The 24,726-nt window shown below is 71.0% G+C and carries 22 protein-coding genes and 1 pseudogene; 5 read left to right on the forward strand and 18 right to left on the reverse strand.

What is annotated here, in order from left to right:
* Positions 1-4: 4 nt before the first annotated feature.
* Together BS80_RS14790 and BS80_RS14795 are read right to left on the reverse strand one after the other, a co-directional pair.
* Positions 5-1,363 (reverse strand): aspartate aminotransferase family protein, encoded by a 1,359-nt coding sequence (locus BS80_RS14790; protein ID WP_035801208.1) that lies wholly within the window; start codon positions 1,361-1,363, stop codon positions 5-7.
* A gap of 138 nt (positions 1,364-1,501) precedes the next feature.
* A complete protein-coding gene (locus tag BS80_RS14795; protein WP_035797713.1) occupies positions 1,502-2,947 on the reverse strand; it encodes a gamma-aminobutyraldehyde dehydrogenase in 1,446 nt (481 codons plus the stop codon).
* A 318-nt stretch (positions 2,948-3,265) separates the two neighbouring features.
* On the opposite strand from BS80_RS14795, the gene BS80_RS14800 reads away from it, so the two are divergent.
* The 4 genes from BS80_RS14800 to BS80_RS14815 all read left to right on the forward strand — a co-directional run bounded on the left by BS80_RS14800 (position 3,266) and on the right by BS80_RS14815 (position 7,291).
* Positions 3,266-3,739 carry an Lrp/AsnC family transcriptional regulator gene (locus tag BS80_RS14800; RefSeq protein WP_035797714.1) on the forward strand — a complete coding sequence of 158 codons (474 nt, stop codon included), beginning with the start codon at positions 3,266-3,268 and terminating at the stop codon, positions 3,737-3,739.
* Positions 3,736-5,130 carry an aspartate aminotransferase family protein gene (locus BS80_RS14805; RefSeq protein WP_035797715.1) on the forward strand — a complete coding sequence of 465 codons (1,395 nt, stop codon included), beginning with the start codon at positions 3,736-3,738 and terminating at the stop codon, positions 5,128-5,130. Before BS80_RS14800 ends, BS80_RS14805 begins: the two co-directional genes overlap by 4 nt.
* 246 nt (positions 5,131-5,376) lie before the next feature.
* Positions 5,377-6,114, forward strand: a complete 738-nt coding sequence (locus BS80_RS14810) for an ABC transporter ATP-binding protein (RefSeq protein WP_035797716.1) — start codon at positions 5,377-5,379, stop codon at positions 6,112-6,114.
* Between the two features lie 19 nt (positions 6,115-6,133).
* Positions 6,134-7,291, forward strand: coding sequence for a hypothetical protein (locus tag BS80_RS14815; RefSeq protein WP_051966633.1), 1,158 nt, complete (start codon positions 6,134-6,136; stop codon positions 7,289-7,291).
* A 14-nt stretch (positions 7,292-7,305) separates the two neighbouring features.
* Here BS80_RS14815 and rlmN read toward each other — a convergent pair whose 3' ends face one another.
* The 6 genes from rlmN to rpsB form a co-directional block, all read right to left on the reverse strand.
* Positions 7,306-8,406, reverse strand: a complete 1,101-nt coding sequence (gene rlmN, locus BS80_RS14820; RefSeq protein ID WP_035797717.1) for a 23S rRNA (adenine(2503)-C(2))-methyltransferase RlmN — start codon at positions 8,404-8,406, stop codon at positions 7,306-7,308.
* A gap of 72 nt (positions 8,407-8,478) precedes the next feature.
* On the reverse strand, positions 8,479-9,675 hold the full coding sequence (locus BS80_RS14825) for a phosphatidate cytidylyltransferase (RefSeq protein WP_198045538.1): 1,197 nt from the start codon (positions 9,673-9,675) through the stop codon (positions 8,479-8,481).
* Positions 9,675-10,232, reverse strand: coding sequence for a ribosome recycling factor (frr, locus tag BS80_RS14830; protein ID WP_035797718.1), 558 nt, complete (start codon positions 10,230-10,232; stop codon positions 9,675-9,677). The genes BS80_RS14825 and frr overlap by 1 nt, the downstream gene beginning before the upstream one ends.
* Before the next feature lie 70 nt (positions 10,233-10,302).
* A complete protein-coding gene (pyrH, locus tag BS80_RS14835; protein ID WP_035797719.1) occupies positions 10,303-11,058 on the reverse strand; it encodes a UMP kinase in 756 nt (251 codons plus the stop codon).
* 202 nt (positions 11,059-11,260) lie between these two features.
* A complete protein-coding gene (gene tsf, locus BS80_RS14840; RefSeq protein WP_035797720.1) occupies positions 11,261-12,100 on the reverse strand; it encodes a translation elongation factor Ts in 840 nt (279 codons plus the stop codon).
* 130 nt (positions 12,101-12,230) lie between these two features.
* Positions 12,231-13,130, reverse strand: coding sequence for a 30S ribosomal protein S2 (gene rpsB / locus BS80_RS14845; protein ID WP_035797722.1), 900 nt, complete (start codon positions 13,128-13,130; stop codon positions 12,231-12,233).
* Positions 13,131-13,845: 715 nt separating this feature from the next.
* On the opposite strand from rpsB, the pseudogene BS80_RS39395 reads away from it, so the two are divergent.
* Positions 13,846-14,367: pseudogene (locus BS80_RS39395) on the forward strand (peptidoglycan DD-metalloendopeptidase family protein); the annotation flags it as partial.
* Positions 14,368-14,487: 120 nt separating this feature from the next.
* Here the strand turns inward: BS80_RS39395 and BS80_RS14850 are convergent.
* The 10 genes from BS80_RS14850 to lepB (BS80_RS14895) form a co-directional block, all read right to left on the reverse strand.
* Entirely contained in the window at positions 14,488-15,066 is a 579-nt protein-coding gene (locus BS80_RS14850; RefSeq protein WP_035801219.1) for a TetR/AcrR family transcriptional regulator, read from the reverse strand.
* 139 nt (positions 15,067-15,205) lie between these two features.
* Entirely contained in the window at positions 15,206-16,012 is an 807-nt protein-coding gene (whiG, locus tag BS80_RS14855; protein ID WP_035797724.1) for an RNA polymerase sigma factor WhiG, read from the reverse strand.
* 1,260 nt (positions 16,013-17,272) lie between these two features.
* Positions 17,273-18,508 (reverse strand): DNA-processing protein DprA, encoded by a 1,236-nt coding sequence (gene dprA / locus BS80_RS14860; RefSeq protein WP_083974738.1) that lies wholly within the window; start codon positions 18,506-18,508, stop codon positions 17,273-17,275.
* Positions 18,509-18,539: 31 nt separating this feature from the next.
* Positions 18,540-20,159: a YifB family Mg chelatase-like AAA ATPase gene (locus BS80_RS14865; RefSeq protein WP_035797725.1), complete on the reverse strand. Its 1,620-nt coding sequence runs from the start codon at positions 20,157-20,159 to the stop codon at positions 18,540-18,542.
* Position 20,160: 1 nt separating this feature from the next.
* Entirely contained in the window at positions 20,161-20,607 is a 447-nt protein-coding gene (locus BS80_RS14870) for a YraN family protein (protein ID WP_083974740.1), read from the reverse strand.
* A 105-nt stretch (positions 20,608-20,712) separates the two neighbouring features.
* Positions 20,713-21,039 (reverse strand): DUF2469 domain-containing protein, encoded by a 327-nt coding sequence (locus BS80_RS14875; protein WP_035797726.1) that lies wholly within the window; start codon positions 21,037-21,039, stop codon positions 20,713-20,715.
* A gap of 57 nt (positions 21,040-21,096) precedes the next feature.
* Positions 21,097-21,570 (reverse strand): NUDIX hydrolase, encoded by a 474-nt coding sequence (locus tag BS80_RS14880; RefSeq protein WP_035797728.1) that lies wholly within the window; start codon positions 21,568-21,570, stop codon positions 21,097-21,099.
* Between the two features lie 125 nt (positions 21,571-21,695).
* Entirely contained in the window at positions 21,696-22,466 is a 771-nt protein-coding gene (lepB, locus tag BS80_RS14885; RefSeq protein WP_083975243.1) for a signal peptidase I, read from the reverse strand.
* Between the two features lie 153 nt (positions 22,467-22,619).
* On the reverse strand, positions 22,620-23,573 hold the full coding sequence (lepB, locus tag BS80_RS14890; protein ID WP_035797730.1) for a signal peptidase I: 954 nt from the start codon (positions 23,571-23,573) through the stop codon (positions 22,620-22,622).
* Between the two features lie 182 nt (positions 23,574-23,755).
* Positions 23,756-24,628 carry a signal peptidase I gene (lepB, locus tag BS80_RS14895; protein WP_051966634.1) on the reverse strand — a complete coding sequence of 291 codons (873 nt, stop codon included), beginning with the start codon at positions 24,626-24,628 and terminating at the stop codon, positions 23,756-23,758.
* Between the last annotated feature and the right edge of the window lie 98 nt (positions 24,629-24,726).

A 24,726-nucleotide genomic window follows, 5' to 3' on the forward strand; every position in this document is an offset into this window, starting at 1 on the left:
GGGGTCAGACCGTGTACTTGTCCGCCACGCTGAGCGCCTCGTCCAGCACGGCGAGGCCGGTCTTGGCCTCCTCCTCGCTGACGGTGCACGGCGGCACCACGTGGAAGCGGTTCATGTTGGTGAACGGCCAGAGCCCGCGCTTCTTGCACGCCGCCGCCAGCTCGGCCATCGGGCCGTTGGCCGCGCCGGCCGCGTTGTAGGCCACCAGCGGCTCACGGGTGGCCCGGTCCTTGACCAGGTCGAGCGCCCAGAAGACGCCCAGACCGCGCACCTCGCCGATGGAGGGGTGACGCTCCGCCAGCTCGCGCAGGCCGGGGCCGATCACCTGCTCGCCGATCCGCTTGGCGTTCTCCACGATGCCCTCCTCCGCCATCGCGTTGATGGTGGCGACGGCGGAGGCGCAGGCCAGCGGGTGGCCCGAGTAGGTGAGCCCGCCCGGGAACGGCCGCTCGGCGAAGGTTGCGGCGATCTCGGGGCTGATCGCGACGCCGCCCAGCGGCACGTAGCCGGAGTTGACGCCCTTGGCGAAGGTCAGCAGGTCGGGGACGACGCCCCAGTGGTCGGCGGCGAACCACTCGCCGGTGCGCCCGAAGCCGGACATCACCTCGTCCAGGATGAAGACGATCCCGTAGCGGTCGCAGATCTCACGGACTCCGGCCAGGTAGCCGGCCGGCGGGATCAGGATGCCGGCGGTGCCGACGACGCCCTCCAGGATGATCGCGGCGACGGTCTGCGGACCCTCGAAGGCGATCACCTCCTCCAGGTGCGCCAGTGCGCGCTCGCACTCCTGCGTCTCGTTCTCGGCGTGGAAGTGCGAGCGGTAGGCGTACGGGCCCCAGAAGTGCACGACGCCGGCGATGCCGGTCTCGCTGGGCCAGCGGCGCGGGTCACCGGTGAGGGCGATCGCGTTGCCGGTGGCGCCGTGGTACGAGCGGTAGGTCGACATCACCTTCTGCCGGCCGGTGTGCAGCCGGGCCATCCGGACGGCGTTCTCGACCGCCTCGGCACCACCGTTGGTGAAGAAGATCTTGTCGAGGTCGCCGGGGGTGCGCTCGGCGATCAGGCGGGCGGCCTCGCTGCGCGGCTCGACGGCGAAGCCGGGGGCGAGCGTGCAGAGCTTGGCGGCCTGCTCCTGGATCGCGGCGACCACCTTGGGGTGCTGGTGGCCGATGTTGGTGTTCACCAGCTGGGAGGAGAAGTCGAGGTACCGGTTGCCCTCGTAGTCCCAGAAGTACGAGCCCTCGGCCCCGGCCACCGCGAGGGGGTCGATCAGGGCCTGTGCGGACCACGAGTGGAAGACGTGTGCGCGGTCGGCGGCCTTGACGGCCAGCCCGGCGGCGGGATCGGCAGTGGGGATGCTCATGTCGCAAGGGTAGGGAAGCGCGCCGCAACCGTGCAGTTCCATCTTGTCAGGCGGTCACCCTCCAGGCCGACAGGGTGACAAACGCGCAGGCCCGGGAGAGGGCTCCCGGGCCTGCGGCAGAGCATCGGACCGATCGGGTCAGAGCGCCGTCATGACGTGCTTGATCCGGGTGTAGTCCTCGAAGCCGTACGAGGAGAGGTCCTTGCCGTAGCCGGACTTCTTGAAACCGCCGTGCGGCATCTCGGCGACCAGCGGGATGTGGGTGTTGATCCACACGCAGCCGAAGTCGAGCACCCGGGACATCCGCATCGCGCGGGCGTGGTCCTTCGTCCAGACGGAGGAGGCGAGCGCGAACTCCACCCCGTTGGCGTAGGAGACGGCCTGCTCCTCGTCGGTGAACCGCTGCACGGTGATGACCGGGCCGAAGACCTCGTTCTGGATGATCTCGTCGTCCTGGTTGAGGCCGGAGACCACGGTGGGGGCGTAGAAGTAGCCGACCTCGCCGACCCGGTGGCCGCCCGCCTCGACCTTGGCGTGCGCCGGCAGCCGGTCGATGAAACCGGTCACCTGCGCCAGCTGGTTGGCGTTGTTGAGCGGGCCGTAGAGCACGTCCTCGTCGTCGATGCCACCGGTCTTCGTCTCGGCGGCAGCCTTGGCCAGCGCCGTCACGAAGGCGTCGTGGATCGAGTCGTGCACCAGCACGCGGGTCGCGGCGGTGCAGTCCTGGCCGGCGTTGAAGAAGCCGGCGACCGAGATGCCCTCGACGGCCTCGGCGATGTCGGCGTCCTCGAAGACCACCACGGGGGCCTTGCCGCCGAGCTCCAGGTGGACCCGCTTGACGTCCTTGGCGGCGCTGCCGGCCACCTGGATGCCGGCCCGCACCGAACCGGTGATGGAGGCCATCGCCGGGGTCGAGTGCTCGACCATCAGGCGCCCGGTCTCGCGGTCACCGCAGATCACGTTGAAGACACCGGCCGGCAGCCCGAGGTCGGCCAGGATCCCGCCGACGATCTCGGCCAGCAGGACGGTGGAGGCCGGCGTGGTGTCGGAGGGCTTGAGGACCACGGTGTTGCCCGCGGCGATCGCCGGGGCGAACTTCCAGACGGCCATCATCATCGGGTAGTTCCACGGCGCGACCTGGGCGCAGACGCCGACCGGCTCGCGGCGGACGATCGAGGTCATCCCGTCCATGTACTCGCCCGCGGCCTTGCCCTCCAGCAGGCGGGCGGCACCGGCGAAGAAGCGGATCTGGTCGGCCATCGGGCCGATCTCCTCGGACAGCGTGAGTCCGCGCGGCTTGCCGGTGTTACGACACTCGGCGTCCACCAGCTCGTCGGCCCGCGCCTCGACCGCGTCGGCGATCTTCAGCAGCAGCTTCTGCCGGGTGGACGGCGTCGCGTCGCGCCAGGTCTGGAAGGCGGCGGCAGCCGAGGCCATCGCGGCGTCGACGTCGGCCGCACCCGACAGCGGGGAGGTCGCGTACGCCTGACCGGTGGTCGGGTCGACCACCTCCAGCGTGCGGCCGTCCGCCGCGTCGACGAACTCGCCGTTGATGTAGTTGCGCAGCGTACGAAGGTCGCTCACGACTCTCTCCTCGGGTTGCGGACGGCGCGGTGGCGCTGGTCCGGCGGGGGGCTCTGCCAGTGGACCCGGGCAGTTGACCAGGCGTGGCGCTCGGCGGAGCGCCGAGTGGCCGGGTCGGGTACGACACGGTCCACTGGTGGGGAGCGTACGCCCAGCTGGCGGGCGCGCGGGTGACCTCGCAAGGGTATCCGCATTCTTGCTGGAATCGACATACCCGTGCGCAGATCACGATGAAATCCGCATCGATTACTGATCCCGACGACGAAATCAGTACCCACGCCACTTGCGAACACACCAGCGATCAGGCACAGTGGCGGCGTGGCCAACCGCGACCGGAACAGCAGCGTTCCCCTCGACTCCGTCTCCAAGGCGATCATCGAGCAGCTGCAGGAGGACGGCCGCCGCGCGTACGCGACCATCGGCAAGGCCGTCGGCCTCTCCGAGGCCGCCGTCCGGCAGCGGGTCCAGAAGCTGCTCGACCAGGGCGTGATGCAGATCGTCGCCGTCACCGACCCGCTGACCGTCGGATTCACCCGACAGGCGATGGTCGGGATCAACGTCGAAGGCGACATCGAGCCGGTCGCCGACGCGCTGGCCGCCCTGGACGAGGTCGACTACGTGGTCTGCACCGCGGGCTCGTTCGACCTGCTGGCCGAGCTCGTGTGCGAGGACGACGAACACCTGCTCGAAATGATCAACAAGCGAATCCGCGCGCTTCCCGGCGTGCGGAGGACCGAGAGCTTCGTTTACCTGAAACTCCGGAAACAGACCTACACCTGGGGCACCCGATGAGCGCCGACCCGGCACCGAAGGACCTTTCGAAGACCGCCTACGACCACCTGTGGATGCACTTCACCCGCATGTCGTCGTACGAGAACTCCCCCGTGCCGACGATCGTCAAGGGCGAGGGCACCTACATCTGGGACAGCAACGGCAAGAAGTACCTGGACGGCCTCTCCGGCCTGTTCGTGGTCAACGCCGGCCACGGCCGGCGCGAGCTCGCCGAGGTTGCCGCCAAGCAGGCGGCCGAGCTGGCCTTCTTCCCGGTGTGGAGCTACGCCCACCCGAAGGCGATCGAGCTGGCCGAGCGGCTGGCGCACTACGCCCCGGGCGACCTGAACAAGGTCTTCTTCTCCACCGGCGGTGGCGAGGCCGTCGAGACCGCCTGGAAGCTGGCCAAGCAGTACTTCAAGCTGACCGGCAAGCCGACCAAGCACAAGGTCATCTCGCGCGCGGTCGCCTACCACGGCACCCCCCAGGGCGCCCTCTCGATCACCGGCCTCCCGGGCCTGAAGTCCCCGTTCGAGCCGCTGGTGCCGGGCACCTTCCGGGCCCCGAACACCAACATCTACCGCGCCCCCGCGTTCCTGGAGAGCGCTGACGGCACCGTCGACCCCGAGGCGTACGGCCGCTGGTGCGCCGACGAGATCGAGGTCGCGATCCTCAACGAGGGCGCCGACACCGTCGCCGCCGTCTTCCTGGAGCCGGTGCAGAACGCCGGTGGCTGCTTCCCGCCGCCGCCCGGGTACTTCCAGCGCGTGCGCGAGATCTGCGACCGCCACGACGTCCTGCTCGTCTCGGACGAGGTCATCTGCGCCTTCGGCCGCCTGGGCACCATGTTCGGCGCCGACAAGTTCGGCTACCAGCCCGACATGATCACCTGCGCCAAGGGCATGACCTCGGGCTACTCCCCGATCGGCGCGACGATCATCTCGGACCGCCTCGCCGAGCCGTTCTACAAGGGTGACAACACCTTCCTGCACGGCTACACCTTCGGTGGCCACCCGGTCTCCTCCGCGGTGGCGCTGGCCAACCTCGACATCTTCGAGCGCGAAGGCCTCAACCAGAACGTCCTCGACAACGAGGCCAACTTCCTGGGCACCCTCAGCAAGCTGCGCGACCTGCCGATCGTCGGCGACGTCCGCGGCAACGGGTACTTCTACGGCATCGAGCTCGTCAAGGACAAGGTCACCAAGGAGTCGTTCAACGACGACGAGGTGGAGCGCGTGCTCTACGGCTTCCTGTCGAAGGCGCTCTTCGACAACGGCCTGTACTGCCGCGCCGACGACCGTGGCGACCCGGTCATCCAGCTGGCCCCGCCGCTGATCTCGAACCAGTCGACCTTCGACGAGATCGAGCAGATCCTGCGGGTCAGCCTCACCGACGCGTGGGCGAAGATCTGACCGTCTGAAGCTTTCTGACCCACCCTCCGCCGCGAGGCGGTCCCGGCAGTCTCCTCCTCGGAGCCGCCGGGACCGCCTCGCGGCGTTTTTCTCGGCCGAACCGGACTGATCTTCTGACTGGTTCATCCAGGTATAACCCGACTCGGCCGGGTGTGCCGCAACCTCAACGCGACCTTGTCGTTCTAATCTGACGACTGTCATTCCCTGCACCCGTGCAGCGGCCCCCAGCACCGGCGGAGGAACTTCATGTCAGCGGCCACGTCAGCGGCCCCGCCGGACAACGACGTGCTGTGGGCCCGCGGGATCGTCAAGTCCCACAACGGCACCCCCGCGCTGCGCGACGTCTCGATCGGGGTCCGGGAGGGCGAGGTGCTCGCCATCACCGGACCGCGCGGCTCGGGCAAGAGCACGCTGCTCGGCTGCCTGTCCGCGCTGCTTCCGGTGGACCGCGGAGAGGTCTGGTTCAACAGCTCCCCCGTGCACACCCTCAGCCGGGCCGGACGCGAAAAGCTGCGCCGCGACCGCTTCGGCTTCGTCGGACCCGAACCCCGGCTGGTCCCGGAGCTGACCGCCCGCGAGAACGTCGCCCTGCCGCTGCTCCTGGCGGGAGCCGGCCACAAGGCCGCCTACAGCGCCGCCGACGACTGGCTGGAACGCCTGGACGTCACCGGCTGCGCCAAGCGCCGGCCCGCCGAGCTGGTGCAGACCGAACGCCAGCGGATCGCCGTCGCCCGCGCCCTCGCACCACTGCCCCGGGTGGTCTTCGCCGACGACCCGACCGCGCCGCTGCACCGCGAAGCCCGGGACCAGGTGCTGCGGATACTGACCAGCGCGGCCCGCTCCCACCAGCTCACCCTGGTCCTCGCCACCCACGACCCCGAACTCGCCCGCTACGCGGACCGGACGGTCGCCCTGGTCGACGGCCGCACGCCCGTACCCGCCGCCCCGGTGCGCCGCGGGACGCCCGTTCCGGCCGCGCACTGAAGGGCTGAGGGAGACTCAGGTGTTCTATCTCCGCCTGGTCAGGGGATACCGGGTCATCGACCTGGGCCGCTGGCTGCTCACCGCCGCCGCTGCCGCGGTGGTCGCCGGCTTCCTGCTGCGAGCCCTGGGGCTGGCGCTGAGCGATCCGCGGGGCGGGGGATCGCTGGGACGGCTGCTCTGGTGTCTGCCGCCGCTGGCCGCGGTCGGCTGGTTCGCCGCGATCGCCGCCCGCGCGCTGCCCGCCCAGCGGCCCGAGCGGATGGCCGGGCTGACCGCGGCCGGAGCCGGACCGCGCCGGATCCGGCTGCTGATCGCCGGCGAGATCGCGTTCGCCTGCGCCGTCGGCAGCGTGGTCTCGCTGCTGCTCTTCCTGGTGCTGCGCAACAACATCGCCGGCCCCACGCTGGCGCCCGACCTCGGCATGGGCGTCGCGCTGCCGATCGCCGCGCCGGTCGCGCTGCTCACCCTGCTGCCGCTGGCCGCCGGCCTCGCGGCCGCGCTCGCGGTGCCGGTCCGGGAGGAACTGCCCGGCGCCACCACCGCGGCCGGGACCCGACGCTTCCACCCGGCCCGGACGATCCTGGCCGCCCTGCTGGCGCTCGGTGGCACCCTGACGGAGCTGTACGGGCTGCGCCCCGCCGCGCCCGTCGACCCGCACCCGCTGAAGCTGCCGGCCGGCCTCGGGCACAGCAGCGTCAACCTGCTGATCGGCTGGGGCATCGCCGCACTGGGTCTCGCCCTGTTGACCGGTCCGCTGCTGGCGTTCGCCGGACGGTTGCTGGCGCTCGGACGGCCCAGCGCCCGTCGGCTGCTGGCCGGGCGCGAGCTGAGCAGCCGGGCGACCCGGCTCGGCGCGCCGCCGGCCGTGCTGGCGCTGACCCTCGCGGTCGTGCTGACGGCCGTCCGGCAGTGGGTGACGCCCGGCGTGCAGAACGGCGAGCCGTTGCCGGGCGCCGAGGCGGTGCTGATCACCGGCTGCGTGGCCGCCGCCATGATCGCCCGGCTGACCGAGCTTCGGATCGCCCGACGCCCCGTCGCCGCGACCCTGCACCAGCTGGGCGCCTCGCCGCAGCTGCTCTTCGGTGCCGCCGCCCTGCGCTGGCTGGCCGGCGGCACCGTCCTGCTGCTGACCGGCGGGCTGACCGCCGCGCTGGCCGCAGGAATCCTGCGCAGCTAGTGCCGCTAGCGGTCCTACCCCGCCGCCGCGAGCTGCCCGCAGGCTCCGTCGATCTCCTGGCCGCGGGTGTCGCGGACCGTGGTGGGCACGCCGTGCGCGACCAGCCGGCGGACGAACTCGCGCTCGTCCTCCGGACGGGAGGCGGTCCACTTGGAACCCGGGGTGGGGTTGAGCGGGATCAGGTTGACGTGCACCCGGTGGTGCTTGATCAACCGGCCGAGCAGGTCGGCGCGCCAGGCCTGGTCGTTGATGTCCTTGATCAGCGCGTACTCGATGGAGATCCGGCGCCCGGACTTCTCCGCGTAGTTCCACGCGGCGTCCAGCACCTCGGCGACCTTCCAGCGGGTGTTCACCGGGACCAGCTCGTCGCGCAGCTCGTCGTCCGGCGCGTGCAGCGAGAGCGCCAGCCGGACGCTGAGCTCCTCGTCCGCGAGGCGGTTCATGGCCGGCACCAGGCCGACGGTGGAGACCGTGATGCCGCGCTGCGACATGCCGAAGCCGTCCGGCGCCGGGTCGGTCAACCGGCGGATCGAGGCCAGCACCCGGTTGAAGTTCGCCAGCGGCTCGCCCATGCCCATGAAGACCACGTTGCTCAGCCGGGCCTCCCCGCCGGGGATCTCGCCGGCCTTGAGCGCGCGGATGCCCGCGGCGATCTGCTCGACGATCTCGCCGGTGGACAGGTTGCGGGTCAGACCCGCCTGACCGGTGGCGCAGAACGGGCAGTTCATCCCGCAGCCGGCCTGCGAGCTGATGCACATCGTCACCCGGTCGGGGTAGCGCATCAGCACGGATTCGACGAGCGTGCCGTCGAAGAGCTTCCAGAGCGTCTTGCGGGTGGTGTCGTCGTCACAGGAGACGTGACGGACCACCGACATCAGCTCGGGCAGCAGCTCCTTGGTCAGCTTCTCGCGGCTCGCGGCCGGGATGTCCGTCCAGTCGGCCGGGTTGTTGGACATCCGGCCGAAGTAGTGGTTCGACAGCTGCTTGGCGCGGAACGGCTGTTCGCCCAGCTCAGCGACCGCCTCCTTGCGCTGTGCGGGGCTGAGGTCGGCAAGGTGTCGCGGGGGCTTGGCGCCGCGCGGCGCGACGAAGGTGAGTTCTCCGGGTGCAGGCATGGTTCATCCAGTGTCGCAGATGGGGAAAGCCCCGGACGCTGGGCGCCGGGGCTCTCGACAGGGTGAGGCGGGTCAGCTTCCGACGAAGGCCGCCAGCAGCAGCCAGACCACCGGAGCGGTCGGCAGCAGCGAGTCCAGGCGGTCCATGATCCCGCCGTGGCCGGGAAGCAGCGTGCCCATGTCCTTGATGCCCAGGTCACGCTTGATCATGGACTCGGCCAGGTCGCCGAGGGTGGCGACGACCGCCGCGCAGCCGCCCAGGATCAGGCCCTGCCACCAGTGGCCGTCGTCGATGATCCACTGCATCAGCAGCGCACCGGCCAGCATCGACAGTCCGATGCCGCCGGCCAGGCCCTCACGGGTCTTGCCGGGGCTGATCGTCGGGGCCAGCTTGTTCTTGCCGAACTTGTAGCCGACGGCGTAGGCGCCCGTGTCACTGCAGACGGTGACCACCAGGAAGAGCACGATCCGCTGCGGTCCGTCGTGGGCCGCCAGCAGCAGCGCCACGAAGGTGGCCAGGAACGGGACGTAGAAGGCGGTGAAGACACCGGCCGTTATGTCGCGCAGGTAGTTCTCCGGCGGCTTGCGCATCCGCCAGACCATCACCGCCAGCGCGGTCAGCGCGAGCGCGGCGGCCGCGCCCTGCGCACCGATCCAGTAGCCCGTCGTCAGCATCGCGACGCCGCCCACCAGCAGCGGCAGCAGCGGGACGTCGACCTGCTTGCGCTCGGCGAGGCGGCTGGTCAGCTCCCAGATCCCGACCGAGACCGCGGCGACGACCACGAAGAGGAAGAGCACCTTCACCACGAAGAGCGAGGCGACGATCACCGCACCGAGGCCGACCCCGACTCCTATCGCGGCCTGCAGGTTGCGGCCGCCGCGCTGCTTGCGGGGCTGCTGCGGGTCGGGCTGGGCCACAGGTGTCTCCTGCCCTGGGTGGGACGGCACGCGGGCCGGCTCGGGGTGTCCGGCACTCGGGCCGCTGTCGGCGGCCGCCGGTTGAATCTGCGGGGAACTGTCCGGCCCGCGGGTCGGGCCGGACAGCGGAGGGAGCACGGCTGCCTCCTCGGCCGCCGACGAGGGCGGCTCGGCCGAGGGGTCCTGGACTCGAGGCATGGTCTGAGTCTGTGCCGCTTCGGCCCCCGGATATACCGGGGGCCGCTGCGGATGACCCGTTCGGTGCCCGACGGGCGGCCGGAGCTGATCCGGCGCGACCGGGGTCTGCTGAGGTGCGCCCCGCCTGCCAGGGGCGTTCGGGGCGTCGTTCATCAGACTTCGAGCAGCTCTGCTTCCTTGTGCGTCAGGAGCACGTCCACCTGCGCGACGTACTTCGCGGTGGTGTCGTCGAGCTCCTTCTCGGCGCGGCGGACCTCGTCCTCGCCGCTCTCCTTGTCCTTGACCAGCTTGTCCAGGGTCTCCTTGGCCTTGCGGCGGATGGCCCGGATGGAGATCTTGGCGTCCTCGCCCTTGGTGCGGGCGACCTTGATGTACTCCTTGCGGCGTTCCTCGGTCAGCTGCGGGAACGACACCCGGATGATGGACCCGTCGTTGGACGGGTTGACGCCCAGGTCGGAGTCGCGGATCGCCTGCTCGACGTTGCGCAGAGCGCTCTTGTCGAACGGCGTGATGACCGCCATCCGGGGCTCCGGCACGGAGAACGAGGCGAGCTGGTTGATCGGGGTCAGCGCACCGTAGTACTCGGCCACGATCTTGTTGAACATCGCCGGGTGGGCCCGGCCCGTGCGGATCGCGGCGAAATCGTCCTTCGCGACCGTGACGGTCTTCTCCATCTTCTCCTCGGCTTCGAGGAGGATCTCTTCGATCACAGTCTGCTCCCTGTCCGGTTGCCTTGCGGTGTACTGGAGCGCCTCACGAGTGGGCGCGGCTGACTACTGTTCAGGCCCGGACGGAATCCTGGCTGATGAGTGTGCCGATCTTCTCACTGTTGACCGCGCGGGCGATATTGCCCTCCGCCAGCAGCTCGAAAACCAGGATCGGAAGGCCGTTGTCCTTGCAGAGGGTGATCGCGGTGAGGTCGGCGACCTTGAGATCCCGCGAGATCACCTCGGAGTACTCCAGCGCGTCGAAGCGCACGGCGTCCGGGTTGGTCTTGGGGTCGGAGTCGTAGACACCGTCGACCCCGTTCTTGCCCATCAGCAGCACCTCGGCGTGGATCTCCAGGGCGCGCTGCACGGCGGTGGTGTCGGTGGAGAAGTAGGGCATGCCCATACCGGCGCCGAAGATCACGACGCGGCCCTTCTCCAGGTGCCGGATGGCGCGCAACGGCAGGTAGGGCTCGGCGACCTGACCCATCGTGATCGCGGTCTGCACCCGGGTCTCGATGCCTTCCTTCATCAGGAAGTCCTGGAGCGCCAGGCAGTTCATCACCGTACCGAGCATGCCCATGTAGTCGGAGCGGGCCCGGTCCATGCCGCGGACCTGGAGTTCGGCGCCGCGGAAGAAGTTGCCGCCGCCGATGACGATGGCGACCTCGGTACCGTTGCGGACCACCGTGGCGATCTCACGGGCGATCTTGTGGACGACGTCGGGGTCGACGCCGAGGCCCCCACCACCGGCGAAGGCCTCACCCGACAGTTTGAGCAGAACGCGGCGACCCGTTCCCCCCGGCGTGGTCTCCTGGGTCTCCTGCATGGACTTCTCCTTCTACCTGCTGCTTCACAGGGCCGGGTGTGCGGAGCCCAGACCTGCGCGTACACGCGAGGAGGCCACTGCCGCGGGAACCGGTTCGGTGTCCTGCACGGCAATGGCCTCCTCGTCGTTCATGGTGCCGACCCGCTGGTCACAGCGGGGGGCCGCGGTTCCTACCTTAGGCGGGAACCCCGGTGAACGTGGATCAGACGCCGACGCGGAAGCGGGCGAAGCGCTTCAGGCTGACGCCGGCCTCGTCCAGGACCTTGGCGACGGTCTTCTTGTTGTCCTTCGCGAAGGCCTGCTCCAGAACGGAGTTCTCCTTCACGAAGCCCGTGACGCGACCCTCGACGATCTTCGGCAGGGCAGCCTCGGGCTTGCCCTCCTCGCGGGCGGTGGCCTCGGCGACGCGACGCTCGTTCTCGATGTCCTCGGCGGGGATGTCCTCGCGGGAGAGGTACTTCGGGGCGAAGGCGGCGATGTGCTGGGCGACGTCCTTGGCGGTCAGGGCGTCTTCCTTGTCCAGCTCCACCAGGACGCCGACCTGCGGCGGCAGGTCGGGCGAGGTGCGGTGCAGGTAGACGGCGACGTAGTTGTCGCCGGAGAACTGCGCGAAGCGGGCGAGAACGATCTTCTCGCCGAGGTTGGCGTTCGCCTCGTCCACGAAGACCTGGACGGTCTTGCCGGCCTCGATCTCGCTGGCCAGGGCGGCCTCGATGTCGGCCGGGGCGGCGGCGGCGATGTGCGCGGCGATCGCGTCGGCGACGGCGACGAACTTCTCGCTCTTGGCGACGAAGTCGGTCTCGCAGCGCAGCTCGACCAGGACGCCGGACTTGTTGTCCGCGGCGATCTTGGCGACGACGGCACCGTTGGTGGCGTCACGGCCCTCGCGCTTGGCGACGCCCTTCTGGCCCTTGATGCGAAGCAGCTCGACGGCCTTGTCGACGTCGCCGTCGGACTCCTCGATCGCCTTCTTGCAGTCCATCATGCCGGCGCCGGTGAGCTCACGGAGCTTCTTGACGTCCGCGGCGGTGAAGTTCGCCATGGTGTGAATCTCTTCTCGCGTCTCGCGTGTCTGCGGGGAGGTGTGCCGAGGCTCGTGGTTCAGCCCCGGCACGTGGAGAGAGGGGCACTCGCCGGTACGTACCGGCGAGTGCCCCTCACCCTTGGGTACGTCAGGCCTGCTCGGCCTCGGCGGCCGGAGCCTCGACCTCGGCCGCGGGGGCCTCGACCTCGGCGGCAGCGTCGGCGGCGGGGGCCTCGGCAGCGGCGTCGGCGGCGGGGGCCTCGTCAGCGGCCTTCTCGCCCGCCAGGAGGTCCTGCTCCCAGTCGGCCAGCGGCTGGTCGGCGCCCGGCTCGGCCTTGACGTCGGCCTTGGCGACACCCGCACGGGCCTTCAGGCCCTCCGCGACGGCGTCGGCGATGACGCGGGTCAGGCGCGAGACGGAGCGGATCGCGTCGTCGTTGCCCGGGATCTTGTAGTCGACCTCGTCGGGGTCACAGTTGGTGTCGAGGATCGCGACGACCGGGATGTTGAGCTTCCGGGCCTCGCCGACAGCGATGTGCTCCTTCTTGGTGTCAACGATCCACACAGCGCTGGGAACGCGCTGCATGTCACGGATACCACCGAGGGTCTTCTCGAGCTTGGTGTGCTCGCGCTCCAGAACCAGGAGCTCCTTCTTGGTGAGGCCAGAGCCGGCCACATCCGTGAAGTCGATCTCGCCGAGCTCCTTCATCCGCTGAAGGCGCTTGTAGACGGTCTGGAAGTTGGTCAGCATGCCGCCGAGCCAGCGCTGGTTGACGTAGGGCATGCCCACGCGACCGGCCTGCTCAGCGATGGCCTCCTGGGCCTGCTTCTTGGTGCCGACGAAGAGGACGCTGCCGCCGTGGGCAACGGTCTCCTTGACGAACTCGAACGCGCGGTCGATGTAGTTCAGCGACTGCAGCAGGTCGATGATGTAGATGCCGTTGCGCTCCGTGAGGATGAAGCGCTTCATCTTCGGGTTCCAACGACGGGTCTGGTGACCGAAGTGGACGCCGCTCTCAAGCAGCTCCCGCATCGTGACGACGGCCATGGCCGTGCTCCTCAGGTGTTGCGCCTGGTGTGTCGCCCGCACGCTCGCGCGCGCTCGTGGGCAATGACCAGGTCAGGCTCGGTTTTGTCCGTGCCGGTCAGGATGACCGTCACGCCTGACGCCCCGAACGTGCCGAGCCGCTTGGCCTGGGCGGCGGAGCCGCGACAGGCTCGGGCGGACCGAGCGGCACTCGCATCGGGCGGGAGTGGCGAACAGGACCCGGAGGGTGCTGGTTCGCGCACTGATTCGCCGGTGGCGGGGCGTGCGAAGTCGACCCGGCGGACCGGGTCGCGTGAGAAGTGTACGGGAAGCGCCGCGCGACCGGCGACTCTGTGGTGCGGCGGCCGGGGTGGGGACCGGGACGGCGACCGGGGCGGGGCATGCTGCGGCGGGCGGGGGCATAGTACGGCCGGGGTGGGGAGGCGCTGCGGCGGGGGTGACGGCGGTGGCTGCTAGGGACGTTTCGCAGGGGCGCCAGGGCCTTCGGTTGGTCACAACGGGTGAGGCTCGTTGTCCACAGGGAGCGGGTTGTCCACAGCTTTCGGGGTGGGACTGGTGGCATCGGGCAGAGCGGCGGAACCTCACGGTCATGACCACCTTCGGATTCACTCGGCTCCCCCGACGCTCCCCCTGGCCCTGCTCTCAGCCCTCCCCGCTCCAGGCTCCGGGACGCTGGACCCCCGCACCTCTTGGGGGGCTGCTCCCCGCGACCGGCATGCCCCCACCGACGCCGGACGGGCGAAGGCGGACCGCGCTGGTCGCCCTGTTCGTCGTCACGGTGGTGTTCGTGCTCACGCCCGGGCCGGTGGCACGCGCCTCGCCCACTCGGTCGGCGTCCGACGACCGCGCCGACTACCGGTCCGGCCTGCCGCGTGGGCTTTCCCTTGGACTTCCCTCCGGGCGTCTGTACAGCTCGGTGGCACGACCGGGGCGAGCCTGGCCGACGGGCGGACCGTCAGGCATCCTGCGCCGATTCGACGCGCCGCCCGCGCCATGGGCCGCCGGCCATCGCGGCGTCGACCTCGTGGCATCGGTGGGCGCGCCGGTACGGTCCGCGGCGGCCGGCGTCGTCACCTTCTCCGGGACGGTGGCCGGGCGACCGGTGGTGACGGTCGAGCACCCCGGCACCGGGAGCCCACCACTGCGCACCACCTACCTGCCGGTGACGGGAAGCGTTGCGGTCGGTGCGGCGGTGCCGGCCGGCGGGACCATCGGTGCGCTCTCCCCCGGCAGCGGGCACTGCGCCGCAGGGTGCCTGCACTGGGGTCTGCTCCGCGGTGACCGCTACCTCGACCCACTCGCCCTGCTCGGCGCCGGCCGGGCCCGGCTGCTACCGCTGGGCTCCTCGGCGGGCGAATCAGGAGGCAGTGTCGGAGCCGACGCCCGCGAGCCCGTGCAGAGCCAGGGCGACGGCGGCATCCGCCACGGCCCGACGCTCGTCCACCGAGCGGCCCTCGGTCCGCTTCACGGCGGCCTCGACCACTCCCTGCAGCAACGCCGCAGCGAGGCGCGGCTCGTCGTGGCCCAGCTCCTGGAGGGCGTTGACGACCAGTGTCACGAGCCCGGTGTGGGCCGCCCTGATCCGCTCGCGGGCGGCGTCGTCCAGTTCCAGCGCGGAGAGGGCGGTGATGGCGCGGTGTCGAGGGTCATCGGCCAGCGCGAGCTGTCCGCGGACGTAGGCCTCGACCTGGCTCAACGGCGTGCCGCAGGACGCCATCCCGGCCTCGATCTCGGCCGCCCAGAGCGGAAAGTCGGTCTCGCAGAGCTGCTCGACGACATCGGCGCGCGAACGGAAGTACTCGTACACGGAGGAGCGCGCGAGCCCGGTCCGCGAGGCCAGGGCGGGGAAGGTCAGCGCTTCCGTCCCGCCTTCGGTCAGCAACGAGCGGGCAGCGTCGAGGAGGGCTGCGCGCTGCAGCTGACGATGCTCGGCCAGGGTGGCTGCACGGATCTTCGGCACCCTCCCACTGTACGGAGCCCTCACATCCGCCGGAACGGTGGCACGCATACCGGCCAAGCGGGTATCCAACCGGCAGGGAACGGCTGTCGCGCGGAGAGTCTCACGGCCGGTCGGCTCAGCGCAGGTCGGAGAGTTTCGCACGCAACTGGAGGACGGATTTCGTGTGGATCTGGCTCACCCTGCTCTCCGTCACCCCCAGCACCTGACCGATCTCCGCGAGCGTGAGGCCCTCGTAGTAGTAGAGCGTCACCACGGTCTTCTCCCGCTCCGGCAGGGTGTTGATCGCGCGAGCCAGCAGCCGGCGCAACTCACGGTCCTCGGCGACCTCGACCGGGTTGTCGGCGCCGCTGTCCTCCAGGGTGTCCATCAGGCTAAGACGGTCACCGCTCTCACCCCCGGGGTGGAGCAGCTCGTCGAGTGCCACGACGTTGGCCAGGAAGAGCTGACTGAAGATCGCGTGCAGATCCTCGATCGCGATGCCCATCTCGGCCGCGACCTCCGGCTCGTGCGGAGTACGGCGCAGCCGGGCCTCCAGCGAGGCGTAGGTGCGCTCGACCGCCTTCGCCTTCTGCCGGACCGAACGGGGGATCCAGTCGAGCGCCCGGAGTTCGTCGATGATCGCGCCGCGGATACGGCTGATCGCGTAGGTCTCGAACTTGATGGCCCGGTCGATGTCGAACTTCTCGATCGCGTCGATCAGGCCGAAGACGCCGGAGGAGACGAAGTCCGCCTGCTCGACGTTGGCCGGCAGACCGACGCCGACCCTGCCCGCCACGTACTTCACCAACGGGGAGTAGTGAAGGATCAACTGCTCGCGCAGTTTGGGGTCCGCGGTCTCCTTGTAGGACCGCCAGAGGGTTTCCAACGCGGTGCGCTGGACGATGCCGACCGGCTCGCTCTTCCGGCCTGAACTGCTGGGCATGTCCGGCGTGCTCAGTGCAGGCGCGGGGACGGTGACGGGCGCGGGGGCGGATGCGGGGAGTGCGGTCTCTGCTGTGTGGTCGTCGCCCCCGGCGCCGGGAGTCGCGTCCGTGGCGGCGGCGTCCTGTCGGCCCGGGGGGTGCGCCGGCGGAGGCACCGACGGCGGCGGCGCCCCGGCGGTCCTGCCGGGCTTCGGCACCGGAGCTCGGGCCGACGCCCCGACCGGTCCTTCGGCCGAGGCCGCCGCCAGTGGCACAGCCGCGGAGGGAGCCGACAGGGAGGGAGACGAAGAGGCGGAGGACGGAATCGACGAGGACGAACCCGAGGGGGACGTGGAGCGCGGCAGGAACTGGGGCGAGGGTGCGGCCGGACCTGTCGCTCCGTCACGCCGGGCGCGCTGCGACGTCACCGCCGGGCGACCGGCAGTGCTGCGACCGCCCGAGGAGCGGTCTGACCGCTGATCGAATGACCCACCGTCACCCCGGGCCCCGGACGGTCGCTGCCCGCTGTCCCCCGCGCCGGGTGCCGATCCGGAGGCCGTGCCGCCCGCAACACCGGTCGAGGGATCTGCGGCGATGTCGGCCGCCGCACCTGTCCTACCGGTCACCGCGCCTGTCACAGCACCGGTCGACGTACCGGCGGTGGCCTCCGCTCCAGCCCTGGTCGCCGGGTCACGGCGGCGACGTCGTTCGGAACGCTCCGCCTCGTTCGCAGGTGCGCCCGCCAGGCCGGTGCGGCGGATCTCACCGTCCGCTGCCTGTGCCCTGGGCGATGGTGAGGTTGGGGAGTTCCGCGCCTTCGGCTGGGCATCGATGCCGGAACGGGGCTCCTTGCCTGAGCCCCCCAAGGGCCGGGCGGCGCCGGTCGCCCGGCGTCCGGGAATGTGTGTGGGCATACGTGGGTCTGCGCCGTTCTGCCGAGTCATGTGCTGATAAGGAAGCCATAGCGAGCGTAGCGTGACCGAGTCGATGCACTGTGCTACCACCACCTGGCCGTCGCTCGTTCCGGTGGCGTTCACTCCTCCGCAGGAACGTGCACGCCCTGTCCAGGACCCGCACGCCGGGCTCGGCTTCGGGCCGGACCGCCGACGCCCGCGGGGCGCCTCGCGCATTCACCTCCGGCGTCGACGTGTCCCGTTGACCGACGGCCCGTCCGGTCATCCTGTCCGCCGGCCGAGGTACCGACCGCGCCCACCGACCGCGCCCACCGACCGCGCCCACCGACCGTCGGCGGATCGTCCACCGACCCGTCCGGCGGGTCGTCAGCGGATCACCCGCCAGTGCGACCCCTCTCGCTGGACGAACCCCAGTGAGCAGAGCTCGTACAGCTGCTTGAGGACCTCGTCCACCGGGAGGCCCGAGCAACGTGCGAGGTACTCCACGGGCGCGCCGTCGCGACCGGCCGGGATCGCCTCCAGCACCTGCGCGGCCGCCGGCCGCAGGACGTCCCTCGGGCGCATCTCGCTGCGCCGCAGCGGAGCCAGGTCCTCGCCGATGGCGCCGATCAGCTCGACGACCTCGGCGACGTCCGTGACCAGGGTGGCGGCGCCACTGCGGAGCAGCGCGTGAACTCCGGCCGAGAGCTCGGAGGTGACCGGTCCACAGATGCCCATCGTGTGCCGGTTGAGTTCGTGCGCCCGCCGCGCCGTGCTCAGTGCTCCGCTGCGCAGCGCGGCTTCGACCACCACGGTGCCGCGGGTCAAAGCAGCTATCACCCGGTTGCGCAGAATGAAGCGGAATCGGTTCGGGTGCGAGCCCGGCGGGAGTTCGCTGACCAGCTGACCCTGTCCGGAGATCCGCCGGATCAGCTCGGTGTTCCCGCGCGGGTAGGCCACATCCACACCACAGGCGAGCACGGCTACCGTCATGCCCCCGACCGCCAGGGCACCGCGATGGGCTGCCGAGTCGATCCCGTAGGCGGCGCCCGAGACGACGACCCAGCCGCGCTCGGCGAGTTGGGCGGCGAGTTCACCGGCGACATGCGCACCGTAGGCGGTGCAGGCCCGGGCGCCGACCACGGCGACGGACCGCAGGGCGAGCAGCCGCAACGAGCCGGTGCCCAGCACCCAGAGCCCCACCGGCTTGGTCTCGCCCAGGTCGTCGAGCTGGCTGGGCCACTCGGGATCGGCCGGGGTGACGAAGCGTCCGCCGACGGCCTCGATGCCGGCCAGGTCGGCGGCCGGGTGGCAGGCCGACAACCTGGCGTTCAGCGCGGCGATTCGGGCCTGGTCGAGCTGGAGCGCGGGGTGCCCGATCCCGGCTCGGATGAGTTGAAGGAGTTCGGCCGCCGGGCGTTCGAGCAGCCACCGGCCGACTGCGGGGTCGCCGGGCTCGGCCAGCCTGGTGAGTGCGGCCCGGGCGAAGCGTTCCGCCTCGGGCTCCCGCTCGGCAGCACTCAAGTCGCCCACGTCGCCCACGTCGCCGTTGTCGCCCGCTTCGCCAGGGGGCCCAAGGTCGCCAAGGTCGCCCAGGTCGAGCGCGGTCTGAACAGCGTGCATCGTTGCCTCCTCGGGGGGGGATGATCAGCCGCTAGGTCGGCGGGCGGGTCGGGCCCTGCATGGGTAGGCCGGTCGGGAAGCCCCGGCGCAGCACCAGGGCGGTCCGCAGCTCGGTGCGCCCCGGAGCGTCGCGGCCGGCGAGGTCCGCGACCGTCCAGGCAACGCGGAGCACCCGATCGAGACCGCGCGCGGTGAGCATGCCGCGCTCCATCTCGCGTTCCGCGTCGGCCAGCGCACCGGCGTCGGGTCTCCATCGGGAGCGCAGTTCGCGGCCCGGCACCTGGGAGTTGGTCTGCCAGGGCGTCCCCTCATAGCGGGCGGCGGCCCGCTCCCTGGCCACCCGCACCCGCCCGGCGACGACCGCCGTGCTCTCGGCGGAGCTGTCCCGGTCCAGCAACTCCGCCTTGGTCACCGGGTCCACCTGCACCCGCAGATCCACCCGGTCCAACAGCGGCCCGGAGAGGCGCCCCTGATAGCGGCTGACCATCGCCGGCGTGCAGTCGCACCCCTCACCACGCCGTGAATACCGCCCGCAGGGACAGGGGTTCGCCGCAAGGCAGAGCAGGAAACGGGCCGGTAGCCGCAGGGAGCCGGCTGATCGTGCGATCACCACCTCGCCCGATTCGAGCGGCTGGCGCAGGGCGTCCAGAACGCGGACCGGGAACTCCGGTGCCTCGTCCAGGAAAAGCACCCCCCGGTGGGCGAGTGAGACGGCGCCCGGCCGGGGCAGGCCGCTGCCGCCGCCGACGATCGCGGGCATGGTGGTCGAGTGGTGCGGGGCACAGTACGGCGGGGTGTCGACCAGTGGGCGCCCGGGTGGGAGCAGCCCGGCGACCGAATGGACGGCGGTCACCTCCAACGCCTCGCGCTGGGTCAGCGCGGGCAGCAGCCCGGGCAGCCGCTCGGCCAGCATGGTCTTCCCCGCGCCGGGTGGGCCCTTGAGGTAGAGGTGGTGCCCGCCGGCGGCGGCGATCTCCAGGGCCTGGCGTGCTTCGTACTGGCCGGCGACATCCGCCAGGTCGGGGCCGAACTCCGGGTCCGCCGCGCCCCGGCGGACGGCCGCGCCCGGCAGCAGCAGCCCGGAGAGCAGCGCGTCGGGGCGACCGGCGACCGGATCCGGTGGCTCCTCGGGCACCGGCTGATCGGTGAGCAGGGCGATCAGTTGGCGCAGGCTCCGGATGCCGAGCACGGAGACGCCGGGCACCAGCGCCGCCTCGGCGGCGGTCTGCTCGGCGACCACCACGTGCCGGTATCCGGCCTCGGCGGCGGCGAGTACCGAGGGCAGCACCCCGCGGACCGGTCTGACCCGGCCGTCCAACCCGAGCTCACCGATGATCAGCAGGTCGGCGATGGCGGCGGGCGGCAGGCGCTCGGCGGCCGCGAGCACCGCGCAGGCGACCGCGAGATCGAATCCGCTGCCACTCTTGGGCACCGAGGCCGGGCTGAGCCCGACCGTCAGCTTGCGTTGCGGCCAGCTCTCGCCGCTGTTGGTGATGGCCGCCCTGACCCGGTCACGGGCCTCGCTGAGGGCTTTGTCGGGCAGGCCGACCAGGCTGAACGCGGCGACGCCGGGTTCAAGATCCGCCTGGACCTCGACCACCACGCCGTCGACACCGACCAGGGCCACCGAACACGTCCGGGCGAAGGCCATCTCAGAGCACCCCCCGAAGGTGCTCGACCGACGCGGCGCCCCTGGCCCGGCTGACCACGCACAGCAGGTCGATCCGCACCCCGCCCGGTGGCGGTGGGGCCGTGCCGGACGACGGATACGAGCTCGGGCCGCAGGGTGCGACCCCCGCCGCCAGGAGCGCGAAATGGACCGGCCAGCGCTCGCTCAGCCAGCGCTCGGCCAGCCGTCTCAGCCGGTCGGCCTTGGCCGGGCCGATGGCCTCCGCCGGCTGCTGGAACCCGCGCTCCGACCGGGTCTTCACCTCGCAGACGGCCACGGTGTCGCCATCCAGCGCGACGATGTCGAGCTCGCCGGCCGAGCAGCGCCAGTTGCGCTCCAGGACCTGTAGGCCTCCCGAACCGAGCCAGCGCGCTGCCACCTCCTCGCCATAGCGACCGAGGGCAGTCTGTGCGTTCTGCACGGTGATCACCTCCCTGGAGGGAGGCTGTCAGCGCGGTCGGAGACCCGGTAGAGCCGACGTGATTCCTGTGGATAACCCCGGGGATGTGGACAACCGGCCTCACCCGGTCGGGTGTCAGTTGCCGAAGCCCGCCTCGTCCGACGGTAGTTCGAGGTCGCTCTTGGCGAGCTCCTCGACATTGACGTCCTTGAACGTCAGCACCCGCACCTTGCGGACGAATCTGGCCGGCCGGTACATGTCCCACACCCAGGCGTCGGCCATCGAGACCTCGAAGAACACCTCACCCTGGACCGAGTGCACCTGCAGCTCGTAGTCGTTGGTGAGGTAGAAACGCCGCTCGGTCTCGATGACGTACTTGAACAGCCCGACGACGTCCTTGTACTCCCGGTAGAGCTTGAGCTCCATCTCGGTCTCGTACTTTTCGAGATCTTCGGCACTCATGCACGCGTCCCCTCAGTTCGGCAGGTCCTTCACCATTGTGGACCACTACACCCTCAGTCAGAGCCGTACCGGAACGACTGGCGGCCCCTGGTCCAGCAGCCGCTCCACCAGCCCGGCGAGCCCCCGCGGGTAGACCGTCTCGGCGGTTGCCCGCAACTCGGCCACCGTCCACCAGTGGGCCTCCCGAAGCTGGGGCTGCTCCGCCGCCGGGCTGCCCGAGCAGTCCAGCGCGGTCTCCTCGGTGTGCGCGAGGTGGAACCACTGCTCCTGCTCGTACTCCTCGCCGTCGTAGCTGAACGCGGCGAGGTCTACCGCGACCACCGGGCCCAGCCGCACCGCGGTCAGTCCGGTCTCCTCGGCGAGTTCGCGCAGCGCCGCCTCACGCGAGTCCTCCCCCGGCTCCAGACCGCCGCCCGGAGTGAACCACCAGGTCCGCGCGGGCTCCGCGGGGTCGAAGCCGTGGAAGAGCAGCAACCGGCTCTCCCCGTCCAGCAGGAGCACCCGAGCCGCCCTGCGCCGCCGCACCGTCATCGATCCGTCCCGCCTCTCCACCCGCTGCCCACTGACCGCTGCCCGCTGTCCGCCCAGGCCCGTCGCCTGCCAAGCGCACCGCGATCCGACCGCAGTGTCAACGAGCCCCGGGGGGAGGAGCGGCGTCAGCCGCGCAGGCGCCGGGCCAGTCCGGCCAGCGAGCCGGCCAGCGAGGTCAGCACGATCAGCGCGGCCCCGGCCAGCATCGCGTAGGCGGCCGGTTCGAGCGGCCCGCTCCGGTCGTCGCCCGCGCCGCCGAGCGCGTCGAATGCGGCCGTTCGCCCGAGCATCCCGGTCCTGGCCACCGGCCAGACGGTGGCCTCCACCCGGCCGAGCACGTCCGTGGTGGCCACTGTCCCGGCGAGCTGGTCGAGGTGCACCCGGGAGTCCTGCGAGCCGACCCGGTTGTCGCCGAGCACGAAGAGCCGCCCGGTCGGCACCGTGGCGGTGAAGGAGGTGGACGCGAGGGGCGTGACGCCCTGCAACGGGTTCCGGTTGAGGTACGGCTCGTCGATCGGCGAGCCGTTGACACTCAGGTGCCCCTGCGCGTCGCAGCAGACCACGGTGTCCCCGCCGATGCCGATCACGCGCTTGACCATGGTCTCGGTGCCCCAGGTCCGGTCGTGGAAGACCACCACGTCGCCGCGGCCCACCGCGGCCCCGCCGACCTTGCGTGCGAGCACCTTGTCGTTGGCCGCGACGGTCGGCTCCATCGACCCGGTGGGCACGGTGTACGGCCGGTAGTCCACCGCGATCAGCCCGAAGCCGCCCAGCAGCAGGACCAGGCCCAGCGCCAGCGCCACGCCCTGCGCCACCGCGCCGGCCCGCCGCGCCGCGGGCCGGTCCGGCGGGGAGCCGGCGGCCGGGCCGGTGGTGTCTGCGGCGAGGCTGCTCATCGGGACCGTCCAGGGGAAGAAGGGGCCGGACACGGCGGCGGGCCGTGGCACGTCCGAGCAGATTACTCGTCGGTACCACGGCCCGCGCAAGAGCCGAAGCCGCGCCCACGGGCAAAGCCCGGGGCAAAACCGGGCTGTGCGCCCGGTGTCCGGTCAGTTCCGGCGCCGCCGCACCCACCAGGCGAACGGCAGCGCGCCACCGACCGCGGCCAGCGGCGGGGCCATGCCCTCGGCGGAGAGCGCCTTCTGGTTGGAGATCCCCTTCTGGCTGAAGGTGGACGGGATCGGGAGCGTGCTCCAGCGGTTCAGCGGCCAGGCGACCACGAAGGCCCGCCCGATGACGTCCTTGTCCGGCACACTGCCGCCGCCCGGCTGGTCCATGTGGAAGCGCGAGTCCAGCGAGTCGTCCCGGTGGTCGCCCATCACCCAGATGCTGTTCGGCGGCACCTTGATCGGCCCGAACGGCTTGGTGCCGCACGCCGTCGCGCCCGGGTAGATGTACGGCTCGTCCAGCGCGACGCCGTTGACCATCAGCGGGCCGGTGCCGTTGCACTGCACCGTGTCGCCGCCGACCCCGATCACGCGCTTGATCAGGTCCTTCTCGTTCGCGGACGGCATCAGGCCGATGAAGCTCAGGACGTCCTGGAAGCCGCGGATCACCGAGTTGCTGCTCTGCGTGCTGGGCTCGTCGTTCAGCCAGCCGCCCGGGTCGTGGAAGACCACGACCTCGCCGCGGTCCGGCGTCGAGCCGAACCACGGGGTGAGCTTGTCCACCAGCACCCGGTCGCCGACCTGAAGGGTGTTCTGCATCGACTCCGAGGGAATCGAGAACGCCTGGACGAAGAAGGTCTTGATGACCAGTGCCAGGACCAGAGCGATGCCGATCAGGATCGGCAGTTCCTTCCAGAACGACCGCTGCTTGCGCTCACCCGGTGGCTTCTCGCGCTCCACGGGCTCCTCGGGCACCTCGGCAGGACCGCGACGGTCAGCCGCCGAGTCGTCGCCGGGCTCCGAAGGCTCTGCGGATTCGGTGGACTGGGCCGTACGGTTGCCGGAGCCCTCAGGCTCGCCGGCTCCTGAGCGGGCGCCGATCACCAGATCCCCCACGACATCTCCTCCCTGCTGTGCGGACGTGTCTCACGCCCGCGCTCACCAGTGCCGCACAGCGGGCACCACGCTCTGTGACGACCATGAACCCGCCTCAGGCCTGCCCGGAAAGGACGGCCTGACACCAGCACAGCCTTGGGGAACGGCCCGCTTCCGACTGCGGGCGCTCCTGCACCTCTCTATCACTCCGGGCGGTCCACCGGGGTCTTCCCACACGGCGGCCCGCCTGCACGCTTCCGGCGCCGCCGTCGAACGAGGGCCGGAGGAACGCCCAACATCCCCATAACGAGCGAGGGTTCCAACAGACCCGGCCTGGACGCCACGGATTGCCAATCGTCTCCCGGACCCGCCCGCGGCGAGGCCGCCGAGAAGCCGGCCCGGGTGGCGAGCGGCAGGACGGGCCCGGCGGCGGCAGCCGGTACCGCGGCGGGCCCGGCGGGGATGCCCTGAAGTCGGCCCAGCGGCCAGGCAATCAGGAAGGCCCGGCCGACCACGTCCTTCAACGGCACGCTGCCGCCGCCCGGATTGCCCATGTGGTAGCGGGAGTCGGCGGAGACGTCGCGGTGGTCGCCCATCACCCAGAGGCTGCCCGGCGGGACCTTCACCTGAAAGGGGATCCGCGAGGGCGGGTTGCCGGGAGCGAGGTACGGCTCGTCGATCGCCTTGCCGTTGACGGTGATTCGGCCCTGCGGGTCGCAGCAGGCCACGGTGTCGCCGCCGACTCCGATCACCCGCTTGATCAGGTCCTGTTCACCACTGGAGGGCAGCAACCCGACGTAGCTGAAAGCCTGTTTGAGTCCGTGGGTGACCGGTCCGTCGGTGTCGGGGACGGCGTCGTTCTCCAACCAGCCGCCCGGGTCCTTGAAGACCACCACGTCGCCGCGCTGCGGTTGGCTGCCGAACCAGGGCGTCAGCTTGTCCACCAGCACCCGGTCACCGATCCGGATGGTCTGCTCCATCGAGCCGGACGGGATCACGAAGACCTGGACGAGGAAGGTCTTCAGCGCCAGCGCTATGAGCAGCGCGACCACGCCGATCAGCGGAACTTCGCGCATCAGGGAGCGCTTGACGCGACGCGAGGCGCGCTTCGCCGTCCTGCGCCGCTCTGCGCGCCCACGCCCTGCGGCCGGCCGGTCCAGCAGCTGCGCCGGAG

It is taken from the genome of Kitasatospora mediocidica KCTC 9733 (assembly GCF_000744225.1).
Classification (GTDB): domain Bacteria; phylum Actinomycetota; class Actinomycetes; order Streptomycetales; family Streptomycetaceae; genus Kitasatospora; species Kitasatospora mediocidica.

Excerpts from the sequence above, each read along its gene's own strand:
- rpsB (WP_035797722.1), bottom strand. The coding sequence starts at position 13,130 with ATGGCCGTCGTCACGATGCGGGAGCTGCTTGAGAGCGGCGTCCACTTC.
- lepB (WP_083975243.1), bottom strand. The coding sequence starts at position 22,466 with ATGAGCAGCCTCGCCGCAGACACCACCGGCCCGGCCGCCGGCTCCCCG.
- dprA (WP_083974738.1), bottom strand. The coding sequence starts at position 18,508 with ATGCACGCTGTTCAGACCGCGCTCGACCTGGGCGACCTTGGCGACCTT.
- BS80_RS14865 (WP_035797725.1), bottom strand. The coding sequence starts at position 20,159 with ATGGCCTTCGCCCGGACGTGTTCGGTGGCCCTGGTCGGTGTCGACGGC.
- BS80_RS14805 (WP_035797715.1), top strand. The coding sequence starts at position 3,736 with ATGAGCGCCGACCCGGCACCGAAGGACCTTTCGAAGACCGCCTACGAC.
- BS80_RS14875 (WP_035797726.1), bottom strand. The coding sequence starts at position 21,039 with ATGAGTGCCGAAGATCTCGAAAAGTACGAGACCGAGATGGAGCTCAAG.
- tsf (WP_035797720.1), bottom strand. The coding sequence starts at position 12,100 with ATGGCGAACTTCACCGCCGCGGACGTCAAGAAGCTCCGTGAGCTCACC.
- BS80_RS14880 (WP_035797728.1), bottom strand. The coding sequence starts at position 21,570 with ATGACGGTGCGGCGGCGCAGGGCGGCTCGGGTGCTCCTGCTGGACGGG.
- lepB (WP_051966634.1), bottom strand. The coding sequence starts at position 24,628 with ATGCGCGAAGTTCCGCTGATCGGCGTGGTCGCGCTGCTCATAGCGCTG.
- BS80_RS14810 (WP_035797716.1), top strand. The coding sequence starts at position 5,377 with ATGTCAGCGGCCACGTCAGCGGCCCCGCCGGACAACGACGTGCTGTGG.
- whiG (WP_035797724.1), bottom strand. The coding sequence starts at position 16,012 with ATGCCCAGCAGTTCAGGCCGGAAGAGCGAGCCGGTCGGCATCGTCCAG.
- BS80_RS14790 (WP_035801208.1), bottom strand. The coding sequence starts at position 1,363 with ATGAGCATCCCCACTGCCGATCCCGCCGCCGGGCTGGCCGTCAAGGCC.
- pyrH (WP_035797719.1), bottom strand. The coding sequence starts at position 11,058 with ATGCAGGAGACCCAGGAGACCACGCCGGGGGGAACGGGTCGCCGCGTT.
- rlmN (WP_035797717.1), bottom strand. The coding sequence starts at position 8,406 with ATGCCTGCACCCGGAGAACTCACCTTCGTCGCGCCGCGCGGCGCCAAG.
- BS80_RS14825 (WP_198045538.1), bottom strand. The coding sequence starts at position 9,675 with ATGAACGACGCCCCGAACGCCCCTGGCAGGCGGGGCGCACCTCAGCAG.